The organism is Corynebacterium sp. HMSC073D01 (assembly GCF_001815555.1).
In the GTDB taxonomy this organism is placed as follows: Bacteria; Actinomycetota; Actinomycetes; order Mycobacteriales; family Mycobacteriaceae; genus Corynebacterium; species Corynebacterium glucuronolyticum.
Genome location: NZ_KV821038.1, coordinates 116,327 through 131,936, shown reverse-complemented (window position 1 = coordinate 131,936; position 15,610 = coordinate 116,327). Strand labels below are relative to the sequence as shown.

The following is a 15,610-nucleotide window of genomic DNA, read 5'->3' as shown; positions in this document are numbered from 1 at the left end:
TTATTGCCGAAGGCTCTCACGCTGTGCAACAATAGGTTAACGGTGCGTTCGCCCGGTCAGCCGGAACGCTGAACCACCCCACAAGACTTTTCGATATCCCGAGAGGCGGCGGCAGGAGAACCTGTCAGCGCCCGGGTACAAACAAATAAAAGGAGAACCCGTGGCACTCACCACCGGTGAACTAACACCCGTGAACCCAGATGACCTGGGTGACAAGGTGCGAGTCTATGACCTCGCACGCATGCTCAATACCGATTCAAAAACGGTTCTTGCTGGTCTAGAAGAGATCGGAGTCGAGGGGAAGAAGGCGCAGAGCTCCATCCATAAGGAGGAAGCAGAAAAGCTGCTCGCCCACCTATTCCCTTCTGCCAAGAAGTCGGCTAAGAAAACCTCCAAAAAGTCTGCCAAGAAGACCGCCAAGAAGTCGGCACCGAAAAAGCAGGAAAAACAGGAGGAGAAGGTTAAGCCCACCAACAAGAAGGGCAAGACCGATGAGGAAAAGCTCCGCTACCGCGTAACCAAGAACGTGGAGAACGAGATCCACCAGATCGAAGAGAAGGTGGAGAAGGCGTTGGAAGAGCGCCTGGAGGACGGTGCCGATGAGGCGGAAGCACCCGTTGCCGTCACCCCCGCCCCCGAGCCGTGGGAGGAAGACGTGACAATGACTCCGATGTTCGTTGCGCCGACGTTCATTGCCCCGGAGCCGATCGTCGAGGAACCGGAGGATACCTCCGCCGATGAGGAAGACGATGAGCCGGCACCGCAGCCCGAGCAGTCGACGCGGAAGCGTCGCCGTGGCCGCCGGGGGACCGGTCGCGGGCGCAAGGAGGAGCCGAAGGACAAGCCGGTTGAGCAGATCACCGAGCCGAAGGCGATCAAGGGGTCGACGCGTCTCGAGGCGCAGCGTCGCCGCCGGCACGAGCGCCGCGTGGAGGATCGCAACAACCGCCACATTGTGACGGAGTCGGAGTTCCTCGCCCGCCGCGAATCCGTGGAGCGCACCATGGTCGTGCGCGAGCGTGAGCGTACGGACCACGAAGGCCTCGTCACGCAGATCGGTGTCCTTGAGGACGAGATGCTCGTCGAGCACTTTGTCACCTCCAACACCGCCGCATCCCAGGTGGGCAACATCTACCTCGGCCGCGTGCAAAACGTGTTGGACTCCATGGAGGCCGCCTTCATCGATATCGGAACCGGACGCAACGGTGTCCTGTACTCCGCCGACATTGACTGGCGCCAGATGGGACTCGGTGGCCGCAAGCGTCGTATCGACCAGGCCCTGAAGTCCGGCGATCAGGTACTGGTGCAGGTATCTAAGGACATTGTCGGGCACAAGGGTGCCCGTCTCACGATGCAGATTTCCCTCGCCGGCCGCTACCTCGTGTACGTGCCACGGGGACGCAATGCGGGCATTTCCCGCAAGCTCCCCGAGCCGGAGCGTAAGCGCCTGAAAGCCATCCTCAACGATGTCATCCCCAACGAGGGTGGCGCGATCGTGCGCACCGCCGCCGAGGGGGTGTCCGAGAAGGAGATCGCCGCCGACGTGGAGCGCCTGCACTCCCTGTGGGAGGACATTGCGCAGCGGACGGAAGAAGAGAAGGCCTCCAAGGGGGCCAAGCCGGTCACCATGTACGAGGAGCCGGATGTGCTCGTTCGCGTTGTGCGTGACCTGTTCAACGAGGACTTCTCCACCCTCGTGGTGGAGGGCGACAGGGCCTACAACACCGTGTCTGACTACGTGAATACGGTCGCTCCTGACCTCGCCGAGCGCGTGGTCAAGTACGAGGCGGAGAACAACGACGGCAAGGACGTGTTTGAGAAGTACCGCATCGATGAGCAGCTGCAGAAGGCGCTGGGCCGCAAGGTGTGGTTGCCTTCGGGCGGCACGCTCATCATCGACCGCACGGAGGCCATGACCGTCATCGATGTGAACACCGGAAAGTTCACCGGCTCCGGCGGCAACCTCGAGGAGACGGTGACGAAGAACAACCTCGAGGCCGCCGAAGAGATCGTTCGCCAGATGCGTCTGCGCGACCTCGGCGGGATGATCGTGGTGGACTTCATCGACATGGTCCTGCCGGAAAACCGGGACCTGGTGCTGCGTCGCCTGAAGGAGGCCCTCGGCCGGGATCGCACCCGCCACCAGGTTTCTGAGGTTACGTCCCTCGGCCTCGTCCAGATGACGCGCAAGAAGTTGGGCACCGGGCTGCTGGAGACCTTTGCCACCACGTGCGAGGCCTGCGATGGACGTGGCATTATTCTGCATGAGGATCCGGTGGAGCAGCAGGAGAAGCGACCGGTGTACGGGCGCAATAAGAAGCGCCGTTCGAAGCCCGAGCACGATCCGCGCCAGCACCCGACGGCTCTTGCCATGCATCATGAAGACGACGAACATGATGAGGACGAGCACCACGAGCATCACGAAGCAGCTCCGGCGAAGGAAGAAAAGCCGCAGCGGGAGCGTCGTCGCTCGCACAAGAAGCACGAAGAGCCTCAGGAAGAGGAGCGCACCGAAACCTACGAGGAGGCGAAGGAGCGGTTTGAGAAGTCGCCGCGCCGCCGCCGTCGCACCCGTGGTAACTCGGTGAGCGACCACGCGCCGGATCCGGCCGACTTCGCCGAAAAGAAGCCGGAACCAGAACCGGAGCCGGAACCTCAGCCCGAGGAGAAGCCCGCTCCGAAGAAGGCCTCCGGTCGCCGTCGCCGTGCGGTGCGCAGGGCGGCGTCGAAAAGCGTGAGCAAGCCGAAGGCGGTGGCCAAAACCGAGCGGCAGCCCGAGCCTGAAACGGATAAACCGCAGCCGCAGACGAAGTCGAGGCGTCGCCGCGTGGCGCGTCGACAAGCGAAATCCTAGGGAATTTGGTAAAACGGCGACTGTCGGGGTAGTCTTGGGCAGTCGCTGTTTTAGGCGCGCAATTTGGTGCGCGACTAGCAGGAAAGTAACTGTAAGCATTCGCGGGTGCCGTAGTGTGCCCGCCACGAGTTTTGAGAAATGGGGTAACCCTCATTATGTACGCGATCGTCAAGACCGGCGGGAAGCAGTACAAGGTTGCCGAAGGCGACCTCGTCAAGGTCGAGAAGATCGAGGGTGAGCCGGGGACGTCCGTGGCTCTCACCCCCGTTCTGCTCGTCGACGGTGCTAACGTCACTACCAAGGCTGATGACCTCGCTAAGGTGAAGGTTGATGCCGAGATCGTCGAGCACGTTAAGGGCCCGAAGATCAAGATTTTGAAGTACAAGAACAAGACTGGCTACAAGAAGCGTCAGGGCCACCGCCAGAAGCTTACCGTGGTCAAGATCAACGGAATTAAGTAAAAGGAGGCGAATCCCACATGGCACATAAGAAGGGCGCATCTAGCTCCAGCAACGGTCGCGACTCACAGGCAAAACGCCTTGGTGTGAAGCGCTACGGTGGCCAGCAGGTGAAGGCAGGAGAGATCCTCGTTCGCCAGCGTGGCACCAAATTCCACCCCGGTGAGAACGTTGGACGCGGCGGCGACGACACTCTGTTCGCTCTCGCAGCTGGCGCAGTGGAGTTTTCCACCCGCAACAAGCGCACGCTCGTGAGCATCGTTCCGGCTGAGGCACAGTCCGCATAAGCGTTAAAGCTTTTATCCCCCGTGTAAACGGGGGATTTTTTTATCGGTACGCTGGTAGCCATGAAGTTCACAATGTTGCCCGATGTATGGAAAGAAACTATTGATCAGCTGACCGAACGGGGCCACGAGTACCTTCCGTTCGAGGGGGCGGTGCCGGACGGCTGCGAGTTCATTGTGTTTAATGGCACGGCCGCGGACTTCCCGGAGACGCTGCCGGAATCGGTAGGGTTCGTCCACACCCACTTCGCCGGTGTCGATGGCCTGGTGAAGGCCGGCTACCTCAAGCCGGGGAAGCTGCGTTGGTCGAACGCGCAGGGGCTGTACGCGGACACGGTGGCCGAGTCCACTCTGGGGCTGCTGCTCGGCGTCACTCAGATGCTGAGGACGGCCATCACCACTGGTTCCTGGGATGCTGCGGAGACCATGCACGAGAATAAGCGGTGGCTCTTCGAAAGCACCGTTGCCGTCATCGGTGCCGGCGGGATCGGCTCGGCGATTGTTCCCCTGGTGAAGGCCTTCGGGGCGAAGGTGATTGCCGTTACCCACTCGGGCAGGGAGATTGAGGGCGCAGATGAATCGCTGTCGATGGACGAGTTCGAATGGGACAGTGCCGACATTCTGATCACCGTCACCCCGCTGACGAAGGACACGTACCACACGGTGAACGAGGAGTCCCTGAAGAAGATGAAGGATAGCGCCATCGTCATCAACGTGGGGCGTGGCCCGCTCGTGGATACGGATGCGCTCACTGAGGCTTTGACCTCTGGCGAGATCGCCGCTGCCGGACTTGATGTGTTGGACCCCGAACCGCTTCCGGCGGACCACCCGCTGTGGAAGTTAGAGAATTGCATCGTCACGCCGCACGTGGCCAATACCAACCCGGTGATCCGTCACCGCACTGGTCTTGCTGCCGCTGCGAGTGCTGATGCGTTTGAAAAGGGCGAGAAGATGCCGACCGAGGTCGACGTTGCGAGGGGTTACTGATCGAGCCCTGCGGCGATGCGGTCTGCCTCCCCGGAGCCGATCTCCCCGTAGCTGGTACCCCATGTGATGAGGAAATCTCCGGAGGGGGCCGGCCGCCAGTAGCCGTCGCGCCGCTCGTCAACGCTGGCGGGAATGTAGCGCTCGTAGTACTCGCCATTGTGGCGGAGTAGGTTTTGTTTGCCGTCAGTGTAAAACTTCATACGACAACTCTAATGCTAATTTTGTGTGCTTGCTGGTAAACTATCGTCCTCATGCGATTAAAGGAGTGTTCGTGGCTAATCGATTTATAGATCGTGTCGTTTTGCACCTGTCTGCCGGGGACGGCGGCAACGGGTGTTCGTCCGTGCACCGCGAGAAGTTCAAGCCGCTGGGCGGTCCCGATGGAGGCAACGGCGGCCACGGCGGGGACATCATCCTGCGTGCCTCCACCCAGGTACACACTCTCCTTGACCTGCACTTCCGTCCGCACCTCACGGCCTCCCGTGGTGCCAATGGCGCCGGTGATCACCGCAATGGTGCCCGTGGTGAGGATCTGATCCTCGAGGTTCCCGCAGGTACTGTCGTTTCTACCACTGACGGCGAGGTCCTGGCTGATCTCACCGATCCCGGCATGTCCATCATTGCCGCTAACGGTGGTCACGGTGGCCTCGGCAACGCCGCGCTGGCGTCCCGCGCCCGCAAAGCCCCGGGCTTTGCTCTCAACGGCGAGCCGGGGGAGTCCCTCGACGTTGTGGTTGAGCTGAAATCGCTTGCCGACGTAGGTCTCCTCGGCTTCCCTTCTGCCGGCAAGTCCTCGCTGGTCTCTGTCTTGTCGGCGGCCAAACCGAAGATTGCCGATTACCCCTTCACCACGCTGCAGCCCAACCTGGGTGTCGTCAACGTGGGCCACGACGCGTTCACTATCGCCGATGTACCCGGCCTCATCCCCGGTGCCTCCGAAGGCAAGGGCCTCGGCCATGACTTCCTGCGCCACATTGAGCGCTGCGCCGTCCTCGTCCACGTTGTTGATACAGCCACCCTGGAGCCCGGCCGTGATCCAGTCAGCGATATTGAGGCCTTGGAGAAGGAGCTTGCCGCCTACAAGGAGCTGCTTCCCGAGGATTCCGACCTCCTTGAGCGTCCCCGTTTCATCGTCTTGAACAAAACCGATGTGCCGGAGGCCTTAGAGCTTGCGGAATTCGTCAGCGAGGACCTGAAAGAGAAGTTCGGGTGGCCGATCTTCATCATTTCCACCGTCGCACGAAAGGGGCTCGACCCACTGCGGTACGCGCTCATGGAGGTCGTAGCCGAGCGTCGAAAAGCAGAACCAAGGCGCAAGCGAGTAGATACCGTGCTGGTCAAGCCGAAGCGTCAGCAACTTGACGTGCGGAGAAGTGACGACGGCGAGGGCTGGATCGTCACCGGCGACAAGGTCGAGCGGTGGGTGCTCCAGACCGACTTCGAAAACGATGAAGCCGTCGGCTACCTCGGGGACCGCTTTGCCAAGGCGGGGGTAGAGGACATGCTGTTCAAGGCGGGTGCCCGCGCCGGGGATGCGGTCACCATCGGAGAGATTACCTTTGAATGGGATCCGCTCACCGCCGCCGGCGTAGACCCGCTGCTCACCGGGCGCGGAACCGACATCCGTCTGGAGCAGACCGGTCGTGCCTCTGCCGCCGAGCGCAAGCGTGCCTCGCAGGTGCGCCGTGGCCTCATTGAGGCCGAGGACTACGGCCAGGAAGCCGACACCGAGCGCTGGGAGGGATAATGGACCTCCGCGAGCAGCTCGCCACCGCGCGAAAAATCGTGGTCAAAGTCGGTTCCAGCTCCATTTCCACGCCCGAACACCGCGTGGACACCAAAGCAATCGACCGGATCGTCGATGCGATCACCGGCCGCGCCCAGGTCAGCGACATTATCCTCGTCACCTCCGGTGCCATCGCCGTCGGTATGGCCCCACTGCGACTGTCGTCGCGTCCTACGGACCTCGCGACCAAGCAGGCTGCGGCCTCCGTTGGGCAGGTTGAGCTTGCCTACGCCTGGGGGCAGAGCTTCGCCCGCCACGGCATCACCGTCGGTCAGGTCCTCCTCACCGCATCTGATGCTGGTCAGCGCGATCGCGCCCGCAACATCCAGAACACCATCGCCCGTCTACACCAGCTCGGTAGCATCCCCGTGGTGAACGAAAACGACACGGTTGCCACGACGGAGGTCCGGTTTGGTGATAATGATCGCCTCGCCGCAATCGTGGCGAACCTCGTCTCCGCAGACGCACTCGTTCTCCTTTCCGATGTCGACGGCCTCTACACCGCCAACCCATCCACCCCCGGTGCGCGGTTCATTCCTGAAGTTTCGGGACCAGAAGATCTCGCCGGCGTGGTCGCCGGTGGTGGCGGTGCCGTGGGAACCGGCGGCATGGCGACAAAGCTCAACGCCGCCCAACTCGCCACCCGGGCAGGCATTCCTGTCCTCCTCACCTCCGCCACCCGCATCGCCGACGCACTAGACGATGCCTCCGTGGGCACCGCCTTTGCCCCACGCAAGGGACTGAACGCCTGGAAAACCTGGGCCCTGTACGCCGCCGAGGTTTCCGGCAACCTGGTCGTGGACGAGGGCGCGATGGAAGCGCTTGCACAGCCCGGCACGTCACTCCTTGCCGTCGGTATCACAGCCATCGACGGGGATTTCCATGCCGGCGACATTGTGGAGGTACACGGCCCCGCCGGTGAAATCCTTGGCCGTGGCGAGGTGAATTACTCCTCCGGGGCGCTCCAGCGGATGCGCGGCAAACACACCTCAGACCTGCCTGATAAACGCCCCGTTGTCCACGCCGATTACTTTTCTCACCAGGAATGACACACACCATGAACGTAACAGAACTCGCCACGCGCACCGCCCGTGCTTCCCGCACCATCCGCACGCTGCCCCGGACCACAAAGGACGAGGTATTGCGGGCTGCCGCCGGAGCCATCCGTGAGCACACGGACGCGATCCTTGCCGCCAACAAGGTGGACCTCGTCGTCGACGATGACCGACTCCTGCTCACCCCCGAGCGCATCGAGGGGATCGCCTCCGGTCTGGAACAGGTGGCAGCACTTCCGGATCCGGTAGGAGAAGTCCTCGAAGGGCGCACGATGTACAACGGCATCCGCATGACTAAGCGGCGCGTCCCCATCGGTGTGATCGGCATCGTCTACGAGGCACGGCCCAATGTCACCGTTGATGCTTTTGGGCTCACCTTTAAGTCCGGCAACGTCGTCCTCCTCCGTGGCTCCAAGACCGCTCGCAACACCAACGAAACGCTTGTGGGCATCCTGAGGAAGGTGCTTGAGGATTTCGGCCTTCCTGCCGATGCCGTTTGCCTGCTCCCGAGCGATGACCATAGCTCGGTGACCGAACTCGTCACCGCTCGCGGGCTCGTCGATCTGGTCATCCCGCGTGGCGGGGCAGGCCTCATCAACGCCGTTGTCACGCAGGCAACCGTGCCCACGATCGAAACCGGCACAGGCAACTGCCATGTCTACGTTGACGGCACGGCCGATCCCGCCAAGGCTCGCGACATCGTCCTCAACGGGAAAACTCGCCGGGTGTCGGTGTGCAATGCCACAGAGACCGTGCTTATCGACGCTTCCTACCCGCAGGCTACGGAGCTCCTCCAGGCCCTCGTGGACGCAGGTGTCACCATCCATGGGGACGACCTGCCCGTTGAGTGCGTTCCTGCGACGGATGCCGATTGGGCAGACGAGTACCTCTCCATGGACATCGCCGCCAAAATTGTGTCCGGCGTAGATGAAGCCATCGATCACATCCAGCGCTACAGCTCCGGGCACACCGATGCGATTGTTGCCCAGGACGCAGATGTCATCGACACCTTCGTTGAGGGGCTCGACTCTGCGGTGGTGATGGTCAACGCCTCCACCGCTTTCACGGATGGAGAGCAATTCGGGATGGGGGCAGAGATCGGGATTTCCACCCAGAAGCTCCATGCCCGTGGCCCGATGGCCCTCCCGGAACTAACCGCCACGACCTGGACACTGCGCGGCGATGGCCAGACGCGGAGTTAGGCAGCGGGCCCGAACAACCATTCTCGCCGGGCGGTGAAGCTGTTGCGCAGCCCCGCCTTGCAGGCCAGCCCCGCGAGGGGCCCGGTGGGAATTGTCGTTGTCTTTTCCCCGTTGGCAAAGAACCATGTATTGATCCCCAGACCATCCATAATGACCTGGACGATGCCGAGGGTTTTCAACGTATGGTGCCGGTGGCACATGAGGTGCAGGTTATCGGGGCTGGTTGGTCCGCCACCCTTGTAATCCTGCACGTGGTCGATCTCGCAGTCCCGGGCGGGCACGTCGCAACCGGGGAAACAGCAGGTTCCGTCGCGGCCACGCACAAAGTCCTTGATCAGGGTGGAGGGTTTGTATCCGGTGGATACCTTTGTCTTGGCCTCATCCATGTCATGCGTGGTAGTCACTTTTCCTGTGAAGTAGTCGGAGAGGTTTGGCGTGAGATCCCCGACGTAGTCGGCGTACTCCGCCTTCCCATCCGCACCATAGGTGTTGAGCGTGACCTTCATCTGCACTTTGCTCATGATGATTTTCTTCAACGCCTCTATAGGGGAGAGTCCCCATTGCCGTGCGCACTCCATGATTCGCACCTCGATTTCGGTGCCGGCTGTTTCGTCGAAAGACGCGACCACAACAGTCTCATCAACATCAGGGCTGTGCCAGAAAGTGAGCGAGTCCTTGTGTTTCCGCTCCCTCTTCTTAAACTTCACCCCGTACAGTTTGATAAGGATTCGCTTCACCTTCTTCTTGATCTCCCCCGGCGACGGGAGACACTGGTCTTTCCGTATCGGCTGCATGGCCTCGACGATGTCCGCATCAAACGCCGAGAGGTCGTCGCCGATGAGTGCTTTCACCTCGCACAACGGATCCGAGATCGCGCGCAGACGCCGGGCATCGAAGAGGTTTTTCTCCTCTACCCACGCGCGGAGCCGTGGCAAGTGATTGAGGGCGGCGTAGGCACAGAGCTTGCCGGCGATACTCGTCGCGGTTGAGCCGCACTGGCTGGCGAGCTCCTCCGCCGTCGCTGTGATATTGACGATGTCTGTGGCGAATTGTGACCAAAATTGTCTATCGCTCTTATTTTCGAATATGTAGCGTCTGCTGACGAGGTTTGTCGGCTTTTCGACGGTGTAATAAGCGTTGTCTGTGGCTTTTAACTGCATTTTCTACCCTTAGGCTGGGATCGACATTGTGTTCGAATTTATCGTACAAAGTGGCACCCACATCACTCACCCCCGCGGGGGTAGGGGGTGAGTGACCGGGAGAAACAGTCCGCAGATGAGAGGCGATAGTGGATGTGGCAGAATACAACAACGAAAGATCCCTCCGAGAAACGTGAACAGGAGATGGCTCTCTACATGAAGAAGCTTCTTCGAGCAATCGCTGCAACCGCTGTGGCTGTAGCATCCACCTTGGTTGTGCCCGTCGCGGCACAAGCGCAAGAGCCGTGCCCGGCTGTAGCCGTCGTGGCTGCCCGTGGCAGTGGTGAAAACGGTGGTGGTGCGTGGGCACCACAGAACTACGGTGGCCCGTTCTGGTCCAATGGTCGTGAGGGTCCCACTCTGGCGGCCATGTTCCACTATTTTGAGTCCCGCTACAACTGGGATACCGGCGGATCGGTCATGAATTCGGTCAAGGTTCTCGGGCTCGACGAGTTCAAGTACCCGGCTGCTGCACCGGAGCGGGATATCACCCCACCGACGGATTTCGATTCCGCAGTGAACCTGTTCCGCGAGATGCTCCTTCCGCAGGCTGCGCTCTTCCGTGACTCGTTCATCAACGGCACCCACGGTGTCCTGTCCACCATCAACGACTATGAGGCTAGCAGTGGCTGCCACCCGCAGTACGTGTTGGCTGGTTATTCCCAGGGCTCCGTGGTCATGGGTGGTGTCGAGCGGACGCTTGACCGCCAGGGCAAGCTTGCCGGAGTGATCAACCTCGGCAGCCCGTACAACACGCAAGGCACTCCGGGGCGCATCGGAACGGGGCTCAGCGGCATCGGCGTGCTGGGCGGGACTCCCATGCGTGCTGGCGCGCTGTCGGGTGCTCCGCGCATCGAGTACTGCGTGGCTGATGACCCCTTCTGCGACCTGAACGTACGCAAGTACCTTAACGGCCAGTGGGTGGACAACTCCGCACACGGCTCCTACTTCCGCTGGAACTCCTCGCGCGCTGCGGATCGCGACGCAGCTGCCCGGATCTTTGCCTCGTGGGTAGACGCGCGACGGTAGCCTAGGGGGTATGGCGAACCGCATTGGAATCATGGGTGGAACGTTCGATCCCATCCACAACGGCCACCTCGTTGCGGGCAGCGAGGTGGCTTACCGTTTTGGTCTGGACATCGTGCTTTACGTCCCCACCGGGGAGCCATGGCAGAAGGCCGACCGGAAAGTAAGCGACAAAGAGGACCGGTATCTCATGACGGTCATCGCTACCGCGTCCAACCCACGGTTTACCGTGTCGAGGGTGGATATTGACCGGGAGGGGGCGACGTACACCATTGACACGCTGCGGGAGCTGAGGGAGCAGTTCCCGGATGCCGAGCTGTTCTTCATCACGGGGGCGGACTCGTTGCAGAACATCACAAGCTGGAAAGACTACGAGGAGATGTTCGAACTCGCGCACTTCGTGGGTGTAAATAGACCAGGCTACGAGGTCGACGAATCCGCTCTGCCGGAGGGGAAAGTGCAGTTCATCAACATCCCTGCGATGGCGATTTCGTCCACCGATTGTCGCGCACGAGCACGCAGTGGCCAGCCCGTGTGGTACCTCGTGCCCGACGGCGTGGTTCAATACATTGAAAAGCGCAAACTCTACCGGCGGGAGGGGCCACGGGAGATCCTTTCTCCCAGCACGTAGCTTGGTGCTAGTACCATATGCCCCATGAATGAAAGCTCAGTAAGAATGGCGACCGTCGCGGCTCGTGCTGCCGACGAAAAGCTCGCAACCAACATTGCTGTCCTCGACGTTACCCAGCCTCTGACCATCACCGACCTCTTTGTCATTGCCTCGGCGGAAACGGAACGCCAGGTGCAGGCAATCGTCGATGAGATCGAGTTCCAGATGAAGGAAGCCGGATACAAGCCGGCCAAGCGCGAAGGTGTGCGCGAATCTCGCTGGTCCTTGCTGGACTACACGGATATCGTCGTGCACGTCATGCGTGATGAGGAGCGGGAGTTCTACGGCCTGGACAAGCTGTACGCCGATTGCCCGATTGTCCCCATCGAGGGTATTGAGCCCTACGAACGCCCCGTGAAATGGGAAGACGAGGTCGATGTCCGCAGCGTGGATTCCATCGATGAGATCCCGCTCGCAGCCCCGGAGCCGGATCGCGACGAACTGTGAGACTCATTCTTCTCCGGCACGGAGAAACAGAGTGGAATCTCGAAAGGCGCGTCCAGGGTCACCTCGATTCGCCGTTGACGCAGAAAGGGCTCACCGGGGCATATGCGTCGGCAGCGGTGCTAGCCAATCGAGGTATCACAGAAATTTACGCTTCTGACCTGGGGCGCGCGTGGAGTACGGCGCAGATCGTCGGCAAGCATGTGGGGCTACCTGTACATGCGGACGTTCGGTTGCGTGAGACCAACCTCGGCGCATGGCAGGGTAAAACCTACGGTGACCTGCCGGAGGGGGAGCGTCTCGCAGAGTCAACTGATCCGAGTTGGGCCCCCGACGGTGGCGAATCGCGACTGCAGGTGGCGGAGCGGATGTCCGACTTTGCGCAGGAGATGTCCGGCAAAAAAGGCACAATTCTGGCGGTCACTCACGGTAATTCGAGCCGGATCCTTGTCACCAGCTGCCTGGGGATCGACGAATCCCTCCTTAACGTCATGACCAATACCGCGTGGGCGACACTGGATTCCACCGGCTGGTGGTCACTTGTTGAATGGAATATGCACCCATGACTGTTCGTGTTGTCACAGATTCTTCCTCAAACCTGCCAGCGTGGGTAGCTGAAGAGCTACACATCGAGGTGGTAGAGCTACATGCGATGGGGGATACGACAGCGGGACTCAGCGCGCTGGAGCTGGCCGCTACGTACGCCCGCCAGCTCGAGCGCGGCGGCGACGATGGGCTCGTGGCGCTACACATTGGTAAAGAGTTGTCGAGTACATGGTCTAATGCAGTGGCGGCGGCAGCCGTTTTTGATAATGTCCGTGTGATCGATACTGACACGGTGGGGATGGACCTTGGCGCGGCGGCGATGGCCGCGGCTAAGAGTGCCCAGATGGGGGCCGATGTGGAGGAATGCTACGCCGTTGCAGTGGATATTTTGCGGCGCAGCGATACGTGGTTCTACGTACATAAGCTCGATGCGCTGCGGAAGTCGGGGCGCTTGACCACGGGGGCATATGTTGCGGCGACGTTGGCAGCGAGACCGATCCTGCACGTGGGCGAAAACGGTCTCGACGTTGCTGCGAAGGGACGTACCCCATCGAAGGCGCTGGCCAAAATGGTGGAGCTGGTGGAGGAACACGCGCGTGGGGAGCGCGTGTTTGTGGCCATTCAACAGTATGAGGCACGCGAAACGGCCCGTCGACTCGAGCAGCACCTGCGCTCAGTGTTAGCGGAAGGGTCGAATGTCCTCGTTGTGGATATCTCCCCGGCAATCGCTATCCACGTTGGTCCCGGCGCCGTCGGAGCGACCCTTGTGAATACATGTGACCTGCCAGAACTACCAAAATAGGGACGTTATCCACAAGACAGTGTTCACGCGCTCGCGTCCGTGAGGTTTGCCTCTTAGCCTCGGGCGCATGAGCACTAATCGCAGAAAAATCGCAGATCGCATCGGTGAGCTCAGCCAGCCCACCGGTACCGAAACACATCTCAACGTCGCGTTTCCGCGCGTCAGCATCGACCCAAAACAAGCAGTGGCCGCCGTCGCAGTCATCGTCGTCGGGCTCTGTTTCTTTTTCCTCCATGGTGGGGCAGAGGAGGCCGACGAGTTCACGCCGATCCCGGCGGTGGAAACATCGGCACCGCCATCGGAGGTTGTGGTCAGCGTCGTCGGCGCCGTCGACCGTCCCGGCCTCATCACGCTCCCCGAGGGGGCTCGCGTCGCGGACGCGCTCGCGCAGGCGGGACCACAGCCCGAGGCGAACCTGGTGGCCGTTAACCAGGCGCAGAAGCTTGTCGACGGCACGCAGATCACTGTCCCCGTACAGGGTGCGGTCGGCGCGGTCGGCGCGGCGGAACCCGGTGGGGGTGCAGGTGGTGTCTCCCTGAACTCCGCCACTGCGGCGCAGCTGCAGGAGCTCGATGGAGTGGGGGAGAAGACGGCTGCGGCGATCATCGCCTACCGGGAGCAAAACGGTGGATTTTCCTCGCTGGAGCAGCTGCAGGACGTAAAGGGTATTGGGCCGGCGACCTTTGACAAGCTGAAGGATAAGGTCACGCTGTGACGGAACTGCGGCTCGTTCCGGCTGCGCTCACTGTGTGGGCTGTCGTTCTCGCGACCATTCTCAGCCGGGATTCCGCCCTGGGTATAGTGGTCATCGGCGTGGCAGTGCTGGCGTGCGTCTTGCTACGGCAGTGGGGGCAGGCGCTGTTCGTCGCCGGGGTCAGCTGCGCGGGCCTTGTCACCTGTTGGCTCAGGATCGTTCGCAGCCGTTGCCTTGCAGATCTTGCTGGCCGGGTCACCCTTCGCGTGCACGGGGTGCGCCAGACCAGCTCCGGCGGGTACCTCCTGGATACGGGAGGACTCCCCGTTCTCGTGAAAGAAAAGGTCGAGGCCGGTTCGGTGATTACGGCGAATATCCACACCATGCCCAGTGATCGGCCGAGCGTGGAGGGGGTGCTGGGGATCGGGAGGAACATTGAGGTGTTGCGCGGTGGCGGGTGGGCGCAGGGTATGCGCGCCGATTTCGCTGCGGCGGTAGCACGCATCGCGGGGAGCGACACGCGTGGTCTAATCCCCGGCATGGTGCTCGGGGACACGAGCCTGCAAACACCAGATGAACAGTCCGTATATATTTCCACGGGGTTGAGCCATCTCAGTGCGGTGAGCGGTTCGAACATCGCAATCGTCACCACTGTCGCCGTGCTTACATTGGGGTGGGCAGGCCCCTACATACGGACGGCGGGCGCTGCAGCTGTGCTACTTGGTTACGTGTTCTTGGTAGGACCGGAGCCGTCGGTTCTTCGCGCAGCGGTCACGGGTGTGGTGGGGCTCACCGCTGTCGTTGCTTCCCGACGCTCCGAACCCGTCCACGCCCTGTGTCTCGCCGTCATCGGGCTTGTCGTGTGGGACTCCAACCTCGCGGTGAATTACGGCTTCGCCCTGTCCGTCGCGGCGACAGCGGGCATCGTTGTCGTCAGTCCTCTCATTGCGCAGGCCCTGGGATTCCTTCCGGACCTGCTTGCCCGTGCCCTGGCGGTAGCGATCGCGGCAGACGTCGTCACCATGCCGATCATCGCACTCATGTCCGGCAGAGTCTCCCTCGTCAGTGTTGTAGCGAACCTGCTTGCGGGCATAGCGGTCGCGCCGGTGACGGTGCTGGGGCTGTGTGGCGCCGTGGCGATGCTTCTCCCCGGCGGGGGCGAAGGAGTCTTTATCCGGCTAGCGGAGCCCGGTACTTGGTGGATTCACGCGGTGGCCACATGGGCGAACAATCTCCCCCACGCGACGGTGGGGATCTCTGCCGCCTGGGCGGTCGTCGTCGCAGGGTGGATCGTGTACCTCATCCTGGATGGGCACCCGCGGCTCGTCGCCACAGTGGTGGCTCTCGTCGTGATCGGGGGCGGACATCTTCCGTGGCGCGCCGGGCCACCACAGGCGACGTTCGATGCGGTCGTGGGCGTGAACGACTACGATGGGAAGGATTACATCGACGCACAGGTCATCGTTGACTCGAGTCCCGGCCGGCCACATGAGCGAGCGACTGTCACGCGCTGGGGACAGCCGGTGATCTATCCGGAACGGGACGGCCGGGTCACCATCTACGCCGATAGAACCCAGCACGCCGAAAGCGGAGCGTTCTAGCT

At 61.6% G+C, this 15,610-nt stretch carries 16 protein-coding genes; 14 read left to right on the top strand and 2 right to left on the bottom strand.

The genetic code is table 11. From position 1 onward, the window contains the following. Window positions 1–160 precede the first annotated feature (160 nt). From HMPREF3044_RS06355 to HMPREF3044_RS06340, 4 genes are all read left to right on the top strand, one after another. Window positions 161–2,854 carry a translation initiation factor IF-2 N-terminal domain-containing protein gene (locus tag HMPREF3044_RS06355; protein WP_371326115.1) on the top strand — a complete coding sequence of 898 codons (2,694 nt, stop codon included), beginning with the start codon at window positions 161–163 and terminating at the stop codon, window positions 2,852–2,854. Window positions 2,855–3,009: 155 nt separating this feature from the next. Continuing rightward, a complete protein-coding gene (rplU, locus tag HMPREF3044_RS06350) occupies window positions 3,010–3,315 on the top strand; it encodes a 50S ribosomal protein L21 (RefSeq protein ID WP_005389206.1) in 306 nt (101 codons plus the stop codon). Window positions 3,316–3,332: 17 nt separating this feature from the next. Further along, window positions 3,333–3,599 carry a 50S ribosomal protein L27 gene (rpmA, locus tag HMPREF3044_RS06345; RefSeq protein WP_005395302.1) on the top strand — a complete coding sequence of 89 codons (267 nt, stop codon included), beginning with the start codon at window positions 3,333–3,335 and terminating at the stop codon, window positions 3,597–3,599. A 60-nt stretch (window positions 3,600–3,659) separates the two neighbouring features. Further along, window positions 3,660–4,583: a D-isomer specific 2-hydroxyacid dehydrogenase family protein gene (locus tag HMPREF3044_RS06340; protein WP_070740104.1), complete on the top strand. Its 924-nt coding sequence runs from the start codon at window positions 3,660–3,662 to the stop codon at window positions 4,581–4,583. Here HMPREF3044_RS06340 and HMPREF3044_RS06335 read toward each other — a convergent pair. Beyond that, entirely contained in the window at window positions 4,577–4,783 is a 207-nt protein-coding gene (locus HMPREF3044_RS06335) for a hypothetical protein (protein ID WP_005389209.1), read from the bottom strand. The two genes, HMPREF3044_RS06340 and HMPREF3044_RS06335, sit on opposite strands and share 7 nt — an antisense overlap. A 71-nt stretch (window positions 4,784–4,854) precedes the next feature. On the opposite strand from HMPREF3044_RS06335, the gene obgE reads away from it, so the two are divergent. The 3 genes from obgE to HMPREF3044_RS06320 are packed head-to-tail and all read left to right on the top strand — an operon-like array spanning window position 4,855 to window position 8,626. Next, window positions 4,855–6,330, top strand: coding sequence for a GTPase ObgE (gene obgE / locus HMPREF3044_RS06330; protein ID WP_040428854.1), 1,476 nt, complete (start codon window positions 4,855–4,857; stop codon window positions 6,328–6,330). Further along, window positions 6,330–7,418 carry a glutamate 5-kinase gene (gene proB, locus HMPREF3044_RS06325; RefSeq protein WP_005389211.1) on the top strand — a complete coding sequence of 363 codons (1,089 nt, stop codon included), beginning with the start codon at window positions 6,330–6,332 and terminating at the stop codon, window positions 7,416–7,418. The genes obgE and proB overlap by 1 nt, the downstream gene beginning before the upstream one ends. Then, the gene (locus HMPREF3044_RS06320) at window positions 7,415–8,626 is read left to right on the top strand and encodes a glutamate-5-semialdehyde dehydrogenase (RefSeq protein WP_070740100.1); all 1,212 of its coding nucleotides are present in this window, start codon (window positions 7,415–7,417) and stop codon (window positions 8,624–8,626) included. Before proB ends, HMPREF3044_RS06320 begins: the two co-directional genes overlap by 4 nt. Here HMPREF3044_RS06320 and HMPREF3044_RS06315 read toward each other — a convergent pair. Next, window positions 8,623–9,786 (bottom strand): HNH endonuclease signature motif containing protein, encoded by a 1,164-nt coding sequence (locus tag HMPREF3044_RS06315; RefSeq protein WP_070740097.1) that lies wholly within the window; start codon window positions 9,784–9,786, stop codon window positions 8,623–8,625. The genes HMPREF3044_RS06320 and HMPREF3044_RS06315 overlap by 4 nt on opposite strands. 132 nt (window positions 9,787–9,918) lie before the next feature. Between HMPREF3044_RS06315 and HMPREF3044_RS06310 the strand changes: the two genes are divergently transcribed. From HMPREF3044_RS06310 to HMPREF3044_RS06280, 7 genes are all read left to right on the top strand, one after another. Continuing rightward, window positions 9,919–10,854, top strand: coding sequence for a cutinase family protein (locus HMPREF3044_RS06310; RefSeq protein ID WP_005395320.1), 936 nt, complete (start codon window positions 9,919–9,921; stop codon window positions 10,852–10,854). Between the two features lie 10 nt (window positions 10,855–10,864). Next, window positions 10,865–11,482: a nicotinate-nucleotide adenylyltransferase gene (gene nadD / locus HMPREF3044_RS06305; protein WP_005389215.1), complete on the top strand. Its 618-nt coding sequence runs from the start codon at window positions 10,865–10,867 to the stop codon at window positions 11,480–11,482. 24 nt (window positions 11,483–11,506) lie between these two features. After that, window positions 11,507–11,968 (top strand): ribosome silencing factor, encoded by a 462-nt coding sequence (gene rsfS / locus HMPREF3044_RS06300; protein ID WP_231286025.1) that lies wholly within the window; start codon window positions 11,507–11,509, stop codon window positions 11,966–11,968. Further along, on the top strand, window positions 11,965–12,531 hold the full coding sequence (locus HMPREF3044_RS06295; protein WP_005389217.1) for a histidine phosphatase family protein: 567 nt from the start codon (window positions 11,965–11,967) through the stop codon (window positions 12,529–12,531). The genes rsfS and HMPREF3044_RS06295 overlap by 4 nt, the downstream gene beginning before the upstream one ends. Then, window positions 12,528–13,313, top strand: a complete 786-nt coding sequence (locus tag HMPREF3044_RS06290; RefSeq protein ID WP_070740095.1) for a DegV family protein — start codon at window positions 12,528–12,530, stop codon at window positions 13,311–13,313. The genes HMPREF3044_RS06295 and HMPREF3044_RS06290 overlap by 4 nt, the downstream gene beginning before the upstream one ends. Before the next feature lie 67 nt (window positions 13,314–13,380). Beyond that, window positions 13,381–14,028: a ComEA family DNA-binding protein gene (locus tag HMPREF3044_RS06285; RefSeq protein ID WP_070740091.1), complete on the top strand. Its 648-nt coding sequence runs from the start codon at window positions 13,381–13,383 to the stop codon at window positions 14,026–14,028. Further along, window positions 14,025–15,608 (top strand): ComEC/Rec2 family competence protein, encoded by a 1,584-nt coding sequence (locus HMPREF3044_RS06280; RefSeq protein WP_070740088.1) that lies wholly within the window; start codon window positions 14,025–14,027, stop codon window positions 15,606–15,608. Before HMPREF3044_RS06285 ends, HMPREF3044_RS06280 begins: the two co-directional genes overlap by 4 nt. Window positions 15,609–15,610: the final 2 nt, after the last annotated feature.